Source organism: uncultured Algibacter sp. (assembly GCF_963976535.1).
Taxonomy (GTDB): domain Bacteria; phylum Bacteroidota; class Bacteroidia; order Flavobacteriales; family Flavobacteriaceae; genus Algibacter_B.
Window position 1 is genome coordinate 16,421 of the sequence record NZ_CAXBLF010000042.1, and the last position, 13,099, is coordinate 29,519.

The 13,099-nt window shown below is 31.6% G+C and carries 10 protein-coding genes; all 10 read right to left on the minus strand.

All coding sequences use genetic code 11. The features are described from left to right. Positions 1–20 precede the first annotated feature (20 nt). Positions 21–761, minus strand: a complete 741-nt coding sequence (locus tag AAC024_RS11435; RefSeq protein WP_339895534.1) for a shikimate dehydrogenase — start codon at positions 759–761, stop codon at positions 21–23. Next, a complete protein-coding gene (locus AAC024_RS11440; protein ID WP_339895536.1) occupies positions 758–1,774 on the minus strand; it encodes a DUF368 domain-containing protein in 1,017 nt (338 codons plus the stop codon). Before AAC024_RS11440 ends, AAC024_RS11435 begins: the two co-directional genes overlap by 4 nt. A 2-nt stretch (positions 1,775–1,776) precedes the next feature. Beyond that, on the minus strand, positions 1,777–2,694 hold the full coding sequence (locus AAC024_RS11445) for a DUF368 domain-containing protein (protein WP_339895537.1): 918 nt from the start codon (positions 2,692–2,694) through the stop codon (positions 1,777–1,779). A 163-nt stretch (positions 2,695–2,857) separates the two neighbouring features. After that, a complete protein-coding gene (locus AAC024_RS11450) occupies positions 2,858–4,249 on the minus strand; it encodes a tetratricopeptide repeat protein (protein WP_339895539.1) in 1,392 nt (463 codons plus the stop codon). Positions 4,250–4,405: 156 nt separating this feature from the next. Beyond that, positions 4,406–5,590 (minus strand): aspartate aminotransferase family protein, encoded by a 1,185-nt coding sequence (locus tag AAC024_RS11455; RefSeq protein ID WP_339895540.1) that lies wholly within the window; start codon positions 5,588–5,590, stop codon positions 4,406–4,408. A 6-nt stretch (positions 5,591–5,596) separates the two neighbouring features. Then, positions 5,597–7,426 carry an OstA-like protein gene (locus tag AAC024_RS11460; RefSeq protein ID WP_339895541.1) on the minus strand — a complete coding sequence of 610 codons (1,830 nt, stop codon included), beginning with the start codon at positions 7,424–7,426 and terminating at the stop codon, positions 5,597–5,599. A gap of 228 nt (positions 7,427–7,654) precedes the next feature. Further along, complete coding sequence (locus tag AAC024_RS11465) at positions 7,655–8,932, minus strand: adenylosuccinate synthase (RefSeq protein WP_339895542.1); 1,278 nt, start codon at positions 8,930–8,932, stop codon at positions 7,655–7,657. 9 nt (positions 8,933–8,941) lie between these two features. After that, a complete protein-coding gene (locus tag AAC024_RS11470) occupies positions 8,942–9,400 on the minus strand; it encodes a transcriptional repressor (protein ID WP_339895543.1) in 459 nt (152 codons plus the stop codon). A gap of 634 nt (positions 9,401–10,034) precedes the next feature. Continuing rightward, complete coding sequence (locus AAC024_RS11475) at positions 10,035–12,260, minus strand: RelA/SpoT family protein (protein ID WP_339895544.1); 2,226 nt, start codon at positions 12,258–12,260, stop codon at positions 10,035–10,037. 56 nt (positions 12,261–12,316) lie between these two features. After that, positions 12,317–12,904, minus strand: coding sequence for a non-canonical purine NTP diphosphatase (locus AAC024_RS11480; RefSeq protein ID WP_339895545.1), 588 nt, complete (start codon positions 12,902–12,904; stop codon positions 12,317–12,319). Positions 12,905–13,099 lie beyond the last annotated feature (195 nt).

Genomic DNA, 13,099 nt, shown 5'->3' on the forward strand with positions numbered 1-13,099 from the left:
GGAATCTAAATATGGAAGTTTTATTTTAGATTCCAGATAGACCAAGCTTTTTCTGCTTGAAACTCAAGCATACGTAATCCGTTAATCGTTGTTGCTTGATTTTTATTCCCTAGTTTTAAAAATTTAGTTTCCTCTGGGTTATATATTAAATCAAAAAGGATATGTTTTTCATGTATAGCATGGTACGGAATATTTGGACAATCTTCAATATTGGGAAATGTTCCTAAAGGCGTTGAGTTAATTATGATTTGATGGTTAGTAATATCATCTTCTGTTAATGTTTCATAAGAAAAACCGACGCCTTCGGATAATTTTCTAGAAACGTATTGATATGTTATGCCCATTTCATTTAGAGTATATGCAATGGCTTTACTAGCACCACCTGTACCCAAAATTAAAGCCTTTTTATGATACGACTTGATAAAAGGTTTTAATGTTTTTTTAAACCCATAACAATCTGTATTATAGCCTACTAACTTTCCTTTTTTTGTTATTTTTATAGTATTTACGGCTCCAATAGCTTTCGCTTTTTTATTAACTTTATCTAGAAACGGAATAACTTGCTCTTTATATGGAATGGTTACATTAAGACCTTTTAAACCTTTTGTGTTTTCTATTATAGATGGGAATAAATCGATGTTTTCAATATCGAAATTTTCATAAGAAGTATTATTAATATTTTCGTTTTCAAACTTTTTTTTGAAGTATGTTATTGAAAATGAATAAGATATATCTTTACCTAAAAGGCCCAGTTTGTTCATGTTACTTTTCTTGTTTTTTGTCCGTACCATTCTAAAGCTAAAACTAAAGCAATTCCTATAATAATGAAACCAACAGCATAATAGGTTTCAGTATTTAATTCTGGTCTAAAACGCTGATAATTCTCTATTATTTTTTCTCCTGTTGAATCTAATAGAAAACTGCCGTTATCGTTTATTTTATATATGGTGTTTTTCCAGGGCCATACTACACCTAATGACCCTATAATAAATCCTATAATTGCAGAAAGTGTAATACTTTTATAATGATTTAAAATATAACTTAATACATGAGAGAATGTAACTAAACCGGTTACAGATCCTAAAGTAAAAACTACTAAAACCTTCAGCATTCTTAGGCGTTCACTATTTTCAATAAAACTAAAATCTCCAATAAGGATTTCAGAAAACGTATCATATAAGGCATTTACAGAATCCACTAAAAGCAAGACGTAATTTCCTAAAATAATAAGGATGAAAGATCCAGAAAAACCGGGTAAAGTCATGCCAGAGACGCTAATGATTCCGCAGAAAAAAACAAACCACAAGTTATCATTTTCTTTTGCAGGATTTAAAAAACTAATGCTGACACCTAACAAAATTCCTATGGCTAGAGATGTGTAAGTTTTATAATTCCAATCTTTAAAGTCTTTGTTGATATAATAAATTGAGCCAATAATCATTCCGAAGAATACACTCCAAACATAAAGTTCATAATGCTTTATTAAATAATCTAAAACTTTTGAAACACTAAAATAACTAATAATCATTCCCAGGAATAGCAAACCTAAAAAACGGCCATTTATGTATCTGTAAAAACTTTTAAATCGACCATTAAATAGTAATTTAAATGCTTTTTTATTTACTTTTCTAAGCGAATAAATAAACTCTTCATAAAACCCAGCCACAAAAGCCACAACCCCTCCAGAAACTCCAGGAACTTTATTTGCTGCACCCATACCTAATCCTTTTAAGATTAGAAAAATTTTATCTGTAAGTGTTCTGGTGCTTTCCATTACTATTTTTTAGAGCCTAGCCTTTCTAGAATTAAAATAGTTAAAAATCCTAAAATCATTAAAACTACAGCAAATAGAATTTGGTTTTCCCCATCAAAGGAAAAAGGTGATACACTTTCTTGTAGTAAAGGTGATTTTATACCTTTAGTGTCGGTATGCCATGTTAAGGTTTTTTTCCACGGCCAAACTTTATTTAATGACCCAAAAATGAAACCAGTTAATAAGGCTAATGTAATATTATGATAATGTTTAAAAAGCCATTTTAAAACATGGCTAAAGCTTAGTAAACCTATTACCGCTCCAGTTCCAAAAAGCACGATTTTTTTAATATCAATATCATGAATGGCATTACTAAGTGTCTTGTATGCTCCAAGAATGATAAGAATAAAAGAGCCAGAAATACCTGGTAATATCATGGCACAAATTGCAATAGCTCCAGCTAAAAATAGAAACCATGAACTATCATTGGTTCCTAATGAAGGCAATTTGCTTATGTAAAAGGCAATACCCGCACCAATAATTAAAGCTATTATGGAAACAAGATTCCATTTTGTAATTTGTTTTCCAACAAAATAGATACTGGCTACAATTAGACCAAAAAAGAACGACCAAATTAAAACGGGATGATGTTCAAGTAAATATTTGGCAAGCTTCATAAACGACACAAAGCTGATTAAAATACCAGAAAGAAGTGCTAATAAAAAATTGCCATTTACCTGTTGCCAAAAAGCTTTAATTCCTTTGCTAAAAAGTGTTTTAAAAAGCGATCCATTTACATTACTAATTGATGTTATCAGTTCTTCATAAATACCTGAAATGAAAGCGATTGTACCTCCAGAAACCCCAGGGACAGCATCTGCAGCACCCATGGCTAATCCTTTAAACGAAATGATTATGTAATCTTTAAGGCTTCTTTGCATATTTTAATCTAAAAATTCTCTGACACTTGGGTCGGGGTTTCCTATTCACCTCTCCCAAGGAGAGGTCAGAACTGCTTTTTTTGGCAGTTCTGGGTGAGGCAACAGAAATCCAAAGGTATACATTTGGTCACTAAAAAAAAATTAATCGAAGAATATGAAAAGCCTACTTGCAGATTTGTTTGAGTATATTTTTTACTAGTAATTCTTTTGAAACTTTAGGAAAAAGTTCTTCAATAATAAAGGCATAGTCTTCGTTGTGTTTTAAGCCGTTTTTGAGATAAAATGTAGCCTTATCATGTTCTTTTAATATAAAATATGACCCAGCTAGACGATACTCTAATTCAGCAGTTTCAGGATAAAAATCAAGAGCTTGCTCAAAGTTAAAAATAGCGGCTTCAGGTTCTCCTAATTTAATTAATAAATCACCGCGTGCTAACCAAGTATTTAATTCATAATTACCTAGTTCTAAAGTTTTTTTGTATCCACGTTCAGCTTCTTCATAAAACTTTAATCGTTGGTTAATTTGAGCATATAATTTCCAATAAATAACATTTTCTGAATCTATGTTTATTGCTTTATTTATAAAGAAAAGGGCCTTTTGATAGTTCCCTTTTTTATTATAGAACTTTGTAATAGCAATCCAGCCTTTGTCTAATAAAGGATCTTCATGAACCGTTCTGTCGTAGTACTGAATCGCTAAATCTTCATTTCCTAATTTTTCGTGACAATTGCCAATACGTAATAATGCAAAAGAAGTTGGTTCGTCTAATTTTAAGGTAATGGTATAGTTTTCGATGGCATCTTTATAACGCTTAAGTTTTTCTAATACTTTACCACGTTCAAGATATGCTCCAACAAAGGTGTCATCAGATATGATAGCAAAATCATAAGATGTTAATGCTTTATTATAATCTTTTAATGTGAAATATTGTTTACCTAATTGATGCCATGCTACTTCGCAGTATGGGCTTTTATCTAAAAATAGATTTAAATAAGATATAGCATCTTCATTTTGATTTAAAAACTCAAAGCAATAGATAATATTATAGAGTGCTGAATAATCATTCATATCTGCCTCTAAACATTTCATGAAGTAAGTTTTAGCATCTTCATACTTATCTAGAAATAAATATTCCATACCGATAAGTGAATATAAATCTACAACATCATCAGTAAGTTCTAAAGCTTGTTTAAGTACTTTTATAGCTTGCTCATGATTATCCTTTTTCGAAAAAACATTAGCCTTCTGAATGTATATTTCTTCATTCATTGGGTCAATACCATATAATTCATTCAAAAGCTTATCAGCTTCAAAAAGTTTATCTTCAAAGACATATATCTCAACTTTAAAAAGTTTTAAATTAATAGAAGTTGGGTGCTGATCTAAGCCTAATTTAATCGCTTTTTTAGCTAAAGCTATTTTACCTTGGTTCAGGTAATGGTGAATGATGTTTTCAAATTCTTCAGAATCAAAGAACAAAACATGATTAGTTTTTAACATCGATTCAAACTTGGTAAGAGGCAAATTGTGGTTGTCATTATGACTAAACTCCATAAGCACATTTGTAAGTTTCTACTTGAATAAATTTAAGCTTCTATTTGCTTTTCTATTGAAGATTAAACAAATGTTTTTAACAAAGTAATCAACACATGTAGTATTTGTATAGGATAAAGATGCTCCTTTATTGATTATCAGTGATTTGAATGGGTGTTATTTAAGATGTATTTCGTCTAAAACTTCAATAATTATTTGACATCCATTGATGATTTCGCTATTTGAGATGGTTAAAGGCGGTGTTATCCTTACTGCTTTAGGTTCAAAAAGTAACCAAAAAAGTATTAAACCGCGGTTTTGGCATTTAAGAATTAAAGAATTTGTTATAATTTCAGAGGGCGTTACAATAGCTAGCATAAGTCCAATACCTCTTATTTCAGAAATTAAAGGGTGTACTAAAAGGGTTCTAAAAAGTTTTTCCTTTTCTAGAGCGTTTTGCATCAAATTACTTTCGGTAATTTCTTTTAGAGTAGCTAATGCTGAAGCAGCAATAACTGGGTGACCTCCAAAGGTTGTTATATGAGCTAGTTTAGGATTATCTTGAAGTAAATTCATTAATTTACTAGATGCCGTAAAAGCACCAATAGGCATACCACCTCCTAAACCTTTACCCGTAACTAAAATATCTGGTATGCAGTTGTAGTTTTCAAACCCAAAAAGTTTACCAGTACGTCCTATACCTGGCTGAATTTCATCTAAAATTAAAAGTGCTCCAACCTTATTGCATTGTTTTTGAACTTTTTCTAAATAGCCATCCTTCGGCTCGATAAAACCAGCACCCCCTTGTATGGTTTCTAATATAACACAAGCTGTTTTAGTTGTTATTTGTTCAAAATCTTCTTCACTATTAAAGTTTATAAATTTCACATCTGGCAAAAGTGGTCTGAATGCTTGTTTGCGGTATTCATAACCCATAACACTTAAAGCCCCCATAGTGCTTCCATGATATGCTTTGTTGGCTGCAATAATTTCACTTCGTCCAGTTGCTCTTTTAGCTAATTTTAATGCACCTTCAATAGCTTCTGTTCCAGAATTAGTTAAATATGTTTTTTCTAATGATTCGGGTAATTGTTTGGCTAATAGCTTTGTAAGTTCAACAGCTGGTTTTTGAATATATTCACCATATACCATAACATGCATGTAGCTATCAAGCTGAGTTTTTATGGCATTTATAACTTTTGGATGATTGTGCCCTAAAGGGCAAGCCGAAACTCCTGCAACAAAATCTAAATATTTTTTGTTATTGGTATCATAGATGTAAGAGCCTTTGGCATGTGAAATCTCCATAGCCAATGGATGTGGTGTTGTTTGAGCTTGGTATTTAAAAAAATCAGCCTTCATTGACAACTATTCTTTTGAAACTGGTTTTTTTTGAGTGAATTTTGTTGGCACTTTTTTAATTAGTGTTTTGTTTTTAGAAACACCTTTTGCTTTATATGTGCTTTTTGGTATATTTCTTGAAGCTTTCGAAATTGTATCTTTATTAGTTTCTTCCTTTTCTTCAGCTTTTTTAATTCTTTTAATCAAAGTCTCATCTACAAAATCTTCTTGTGGAATATAATCATCCAAACCTTTAATTATTGGTAATTCTAAAGGCGGATCATCTTTAAACAAATCTTCAACACATCGCGGTCGCTCTTCTTCCCGCCAATCAAAACCTTTAAGTATTCTCTCTTTTTCTGGAAATTTAGATTCAGGATATAAATTTCCATCAATTTGATTATATCTCGTATATTCATCAATATCGCCATCAGCAAATAAAATAGTGATACTACCAGATTTTGACTTATCTATACCTATAAGTTCTTGTTTATCATTTCTGGCATAGAAAATAGATTGTGCATTTTTTGTGACATCAACTTGTTTTAATCGATTTTCTTCATCAAATAATCCAACTAATCGTTTACCAGAAATCTGATTGTAACCATTTTTACTTATCGTGTCTTTACTTATGATAAAGGCATTCTCGAAAACAAGGAGCGAGTCTATTTTTTCTGTTTCTTTATTGGATAGCAAATGAATGGTATCGCCTGTCATTTGATTTTCTAAATTCCAAAGAATGGGTTTTCGTTTAACAGAAAACTTATCTCCAGAAGATAATGTAGGGATATTTAATAGTTTAGTGATGCCTGTTTTTTGATCAGAATGAATAGAGTCTGATTTTCCGCTTAAATCTGTTTTAAAAATTTTCGCATTGTAAAACGCTCTAATAATACGGTTATCTGGTTTTCCAGTAACCATAATCTTATCGGCATGTATATAAACAGAATCTTGTTCTTGAACGGTTATGGCTAAAGCGTGTTTGGTTATAAATAAAGAGTCTTTTTCCTTAAACACTTCAGCGTAATGACCTTTTACAATACTTTTATTTATAGTGTCTGTTACGGTTATATTATTTGTTGCTGAGGCAAAACTTCTATTGTTATCAAAGTATAAACTGTCTCCCTCAATAATTCTATTGTCGTAATCTATTCTTGCTTTTTTAAGTGCATAACCAACTTTGTTTTCAGTATCATAAAACCCTTTTTCGCAATAGGTTTTGCTCGTTGGAGTTGTTATCGTTGATGGTCCAAATAAATACGCATATCCTGTATCTGAATAAAAATCGAAATAGTCAGAATTTATAGTTGTACTATCGTTAACCAGAACAACATATTCTACAAATTGGTATTTTTTTTGATCCATGTAGTATCTGCCAATTTTACTTGTAATAGTTCCAGATGAATCTTTTACAACAGTACCACCACTTTTATAAAACGCTTGTTCTTTGGCTCGGTCAAAGTATAAGGTGTCAGAAGAAATAGTAGAATTTGGATCTTTCATGACTACATCACCACTTGCAAAAGCAAATTCAGTAATGCCGCTATATTCAATGTATTTTGAAGTCATATTTATAGTGTCACCTTGTTTTAAGATGACGTTCCCATAAGCTTCAATAAAATTTTCTTTACTATAATGTATGGCTTTGTCGCACCACAAGTTTGTGCCACTATGTTCAATATGAACTTGTTCAGCATCATCTCGTGTTAAAATTTTTGCTCCGGGGTAATTCTCCTCATCAATAGTTAATTTACCAGCATATATAATTTGAATTTTCTTGCTTGATTGCGCATGTAAGTCAATAGTTGATACAAAACCAATTAACAGAATAAAAAAAATAGCTTGTAGTTTGTTCAAAATGTAAAACGTTTGTCGCAAAAATAACGATTAATATGATGAGTTCAGTGTATAATTGTTTTGAAACAAAAGAGGCAATCTGAAAAGTTTTTCGAGTTGTCAGTTTGAGCGCAGTCGAAAACGTTATAATCTTGATTTCCAATGCATTTCGACTGCGCTCAATGTGACAATTTACTCCAAAATTGACTTTTCAGACAGCCTCTTATTATTCTTTGAAATTCAAGAAAATCAATTATTTCTAAAAATAGTCTGTTTTCTATCTGGTCCAACAGATACTATGGTTATAGGGATTTCTAATGCTGCCTCTAAAAACTCAATATATTCAATTAATGTTTTTGGCAATTGTGAAACTTCAGACATTCCTGTTAAGTCTTCGTTCCATCCACTAAAAGCGGTGTAAATTGGTTCAACATTTTCAGGTTCGATATTGTATGGTAAGTGAGAAATAACGTCACCTTTATATTTATAAGCAGTACAAACTTTCAAGGTTTTGAAACCAGAAAGTACATCGCCTTTCATCATCATAAGCTGGGTAACACCATTTACTTGACATGCATATTTTAAAGCAACTAAATCTAACCAACCGCAACGTCTTGGACGCCCAGTAGTAGCACCAAATTCGTTACCAACTTTAGCCATAGTTTTTCCATCTTCATCAAATAACTCAGTAGGGAATGGGCCAGAGCCAACTCGTGTTGTGTAAGCTTTGAAAATACCAAATACATCTCCAATTTGATTTGGCGCAACACCTAAACCAGTGCAAGCACCAGCTGCTGTTGTATTGCTAGATGTTACATAAGGATAAGTTCCAAAATCAATATCTAATAAAGAACCTTGAGCACCTTCGGCTAAGATAGTTTGTCCAGATTTCTGAGCTTGGTAAATATATTCTTCCGAATCAATAAATTTTAAAGATTTTAAAACCTTTACAGCTTTAAAGAATTCGTCTTCTAATTCTTTTAAATCATATTCAATTTCTACATTATAGAAAGCAATCATAGACTCATGTTTGTCTGCTAGAGCTCTATATTTTTCTTTCCAATCACTCAATTCTAAATCACCTACACGAATACCATTTCTTCCGGTTTTATCCATGTATGTTGGTCCAATTCCTTTTAGGGTAGAACCAATTTTCGCTTTGCCTTTTGAAGCTTCACTAGCAGCATCAAGCAATCTGTGAGTTGGTAATATAATATGTGCTTTTCTAGAAATCATTAAAGATTTTCTATAATCCACATTTTGTTCTTCTAATTTATCAAGTTCGCCTTTAAAAATTACTGGGTCAATTACAACACCGTTGCCTACTAAATTAGTAGCATCATCATGAAAAATTCCTGATGGAATCGTGTGTAATACATGTTTTCTTCCGTTAAAAACTAAGGTATGTCCTGCATTTGGACCGCCTTGAAAACGCGCTATAATATTGTAGTTTGAAGTTAGTACGTCAACAATTTTCCCTTTGCCTTCGTCTCCCCATTGTAGTCCTAGTAGTAAATCTACTGCCATTGTAAAAAATTAGTTATTAGTTGTTGATTTTCTATTTCCGTAAAAATAGAGTGAGTGGTTATTTATTTCAATATCGAAAACTTCTTCGATGGTTTTTTTTATAGATTGAATTCTAGGGTCACAAAACTCAATAACTTCTCCTGTATCAGTAAGAATAACGTGATCGTGCTGTCTGTCAAAATATGATTTCTCATAGTGCGCTTGATTTTTTCCAAATTGGTGTTTTCTAACCAATTTACATTCTAGAAGTAATTCTATGGTGTTATACAGTGTGGCACGAGATACACGGTACTTTTTGTTTTTCATATTAAGATATAGGGATTCTATATCAAAATGTTCTGTGTTATTATAAATTTCTTGAAGTATAGCATAACGTTCGGGTGTTTTGCGGTGCCCGTTGCTTTCTAAAAAGCTTGTGAATACGCTTTTAACAATTTCTTGATTTTTTGAATCTGCCTTTCCGTCCATAATTGCGTCGCAAATTTACACTTTTTATATCAAAAGGATATATAAAACAGGTTAAAATAATCAGGGCAAACACATTAAAATCAATTACCCTATTTTTAGCCACGAATACACTAATTAGAACTAATAAAAGAGTTTAACTCATTTAAAATTTGTTGATGAATGTCCAAAAATGATCATACGAATAGAAAAATCTAAAGATTTTTCAAGTATTAGTGAATATTAGTGACATTCGTGGCTTAATATTTTTAATGCGATTTGCCTTGTTTAAAATAATTTATAATATTTTTTTTCTGTATTTAGGTGAAAATTACATTAATAATTAGTAGTGTCCGATTAAAGAATCAAGACCGCTTCGCTGTTAGAACCAAGAACAAAGACTTGATTGTAACTAATTGATAAACAGTAATTTTTAAATTCATAACTTTCTAAAAAATAAAATTTTTCAGTAATCGCAAAAAGCAAGCCCCTCTTTTTTATAAGCCCTGAAAACTTAGGGTTCGCAAAGGTTTTCTTTAAGCGAAATATTTTTAGTCGGACAACAATGATTAATAATAGAACTTATTACGAAAATTTTTAACGACAAGACAGGGAAAAAGAAATGAATTATTAGACTGCTTTATGTGTCTTTTTGGTATTAGACTCTTCTTACCTTATCAATACCATTAATTTTTTTAAGTTTTTCTAAAAGCTTTTTTATAATGGTATTATTCTTAACGATAACATTAATCTTACCAGAAAAAAGTCCATCGTTACTTTCAAAACTTATACTTTTCATATTTACAAGCATGTTTTCTGAAATAATGTTGGTAATATCGTTTACTAAACCAATATGGTCTATTCCTGTAATTTCAATTTTTACCAAAAACTCTTGTTGCGTAGAATCTATCCATTTTGCAGGCATGATTCTGTAGGCATAATTAGATTGTAAACTCACCGCATTAGGACAATTTTTTTTATGAACTTTAATGCCTTCATTTACCGTTAAAAAACCAAATACTTTATCTCCAGGGATAGGGTTACAGCAGTTGGCTAGTTTGTAATCTAATTTTTCTTCTTCTTTATTAAAAACAAGAGAATCATATTTTAAAGTAACTTCTTGTTTTTCTATTTCTTCTTTTTTTAATGAAGGTTTTCTAGAAATTTTATTTTTAATAAAACTCATTAAAGCATTACTTCTTGAGGAAGCATAGTCTTTTAACATCCTGTTATCAATAGTGCCAAGACCAATTCTATAAAATAAATCAAGACTTGTTTTAAGCTTGAAATAATTAACCATTTCGTTTATGGTATTTTCATCAAGTATAATTTTTAGTTGTTTTAATTTACGACGAAGAATTTCTTTTCCATCTTCTCCAATACTTTTTTTGCCTTCTTTTAATGCCGATTTTATTTTACTTCTTGCTCGTGCTGTTGTGGTATAGTCAAGCCAGTTTGGATTAGGTTTAACGTTTTCAGCAGTAATAATATCCACCTGATCACCACTCTTAAGCTCATGGCTTAAAGGTTCAAGTTTGCCGTTTACCTTGGCGCCACGCGTTTTTAAACCAACTTCGGTGTGAATACTGAAAGCAAAATCAAGGGCTGTTGCTCCTTTAGGCAGCGATTTTAAATCTCCACCAGGCGTAAAAACAAATATTTCTTTTGAGTATAAGTTTAACTTAAATTCTTCAACAAAATCAACCGCATCCATATCTGAACTTTCAAGAGCATCTTGAAGTCTGTTAATCCAACTTTCTAAGTTATCTTCTTTCTCATTTACTTGTTTGTACTTGTAGTGTGCTGCATATCCTTTTTCTGCAATTTCATGCATCTTTTCACTTCGTATTTGAACTTCAACCCATCTGCCTTTAGGGCCCATTACCGTAATATGTAAAGCTTCATAACCGGTGGATTTTGGAGAGGATATCCAATCACGTAATCGAATTGGGTTTGGTCTAAAATGATCTGTTACAATTGAATAAATTTTCCAAGCTATAAATTTTTCATTTTGAGGGTCTGAATCGCATTTGTAAATAATGCGAATAGCAAACTTATCGTAAACTTCATCAAAAGAAACCCCTTGATTTATCATTTTTTTACGAATCGAAAAGATAGATTTTGGTCTTCCTTTTATAGTGTATCTAAGATTTTCTTTGTCGAGTGAGTTTTTTATAACTTCACTAAATTGGGCAATATAATTATCTTGTTCTTCTTTGCTTTCCTTTATCTTGTCAAAAATATCCTTGTAAACATCAGGTTCAGTGTATTTTAAACCTAAATCTTCAAGTTCAGTTTTTATATTGTAAAGCCCAATTCTATGTGCTAAAGGCGCGTAAATATATAAAGTCTCAGATGCGATTTTAATTTGCTTATCAGGGCGCATGGAGTCCATGGTTTGCATATTGTGGAGTCTGTCTGCGATTTTGATAATAATAACTCTTACATCATCATTAAGTGTTAAAAGCATTTTACGAAAGTTCTCTGCTTGTAGAGATACATCCATATCTTTTTCTTTACTTAAGGATGATATTTTTGTTAGCCCATCAACAATAGTTGCAATGGTTTTTCCGAAGCGTTTTTCAATATCGTTTATTTTATAATCAGGGCTATCTTCAACCACATCATGAAGTAGAGCAGCGGCAATAGAGGTAGCATCTAAACCAATCTCTTGAGCCACAATTTTAGCCACAGCTAATGGGTGGAAAATATAAGCTTCTCCAGATTTTCTGCGCTGGTCTTTGTGACCTTCTAGCGCCACTTCAAAAGCGCTACGAATTAGTTTCTTGTCTTCTTTTGAAAGCGTGGTATAACTTACCTTAAGTAACTCTTTGTAGGCTTTAGTAATGGCGGCATTTTCTTTTTCAATAGCTTCCTCTGTCATAGATTAAAAGTAACATAAAGAATATTAACAGCCAACCCGAAATTTATTTTTTTTAACTAAATTTTTGAGTTATGAGATTTTAAAAAATGTACTAATTTTGAGATCGCTTTTCCTCGATGCCCAATTTCATTTTTTAAACTTAAATCCATTTCGGCAAAAGTCATATCGTAATCTTTTGGTTGAAAAATAGGATCGTAACCAAAACCTTTTTTTCCATGTTTAGTTTTAGTAATGCTCCCGTTGCAAATTCCATGGAACGTTTCAAGATGGTTGTTTAAGTGAAGGGCAACTACCGTTGTGAAATGAGCGTCTCGGTTTTCGGCGTTAGCCAATTCATCTAATAGTTTATTCATATTATCTTGAGCATCTCGTTGTATTCCAGCATAACGTGCAGAATAGACACCAGGAGCATCGTTTAGTGCTTCAACCATGAGACCTGTGTCGTCTGCAAAACAATCGTAACCATAATGTTCTTTTATGTATTCTGCTTTTTGAATAGCGTTTCCTTCTATGGTGTTTTGTGTTTCAGGAATGTCTTCAAAACAACCAATATCTTTTAAACTCAGTAGTTTAATGTTAGCTGGAATTAAAGCTTGAACTTCTTTTAGTTTATTTAGGTTGTTGGTGGCGAAAACAAGTTGCATTTTAGTTGATTTATAAGTTTTCAAAAGTAAGTTAATATTGTTTTGAAGAAAAATTATAGTTCCTTCATTTTATTTATTTAGTGTCTGGACGGAAACAGACGATTTTTATAATTTGAATTATTTTTGATGTCATTTTTGTTGTAACTATTCAGCAGTTATAGGTAAAAAAGGCTTTTGTTGAAAAGCCTTTTTTAG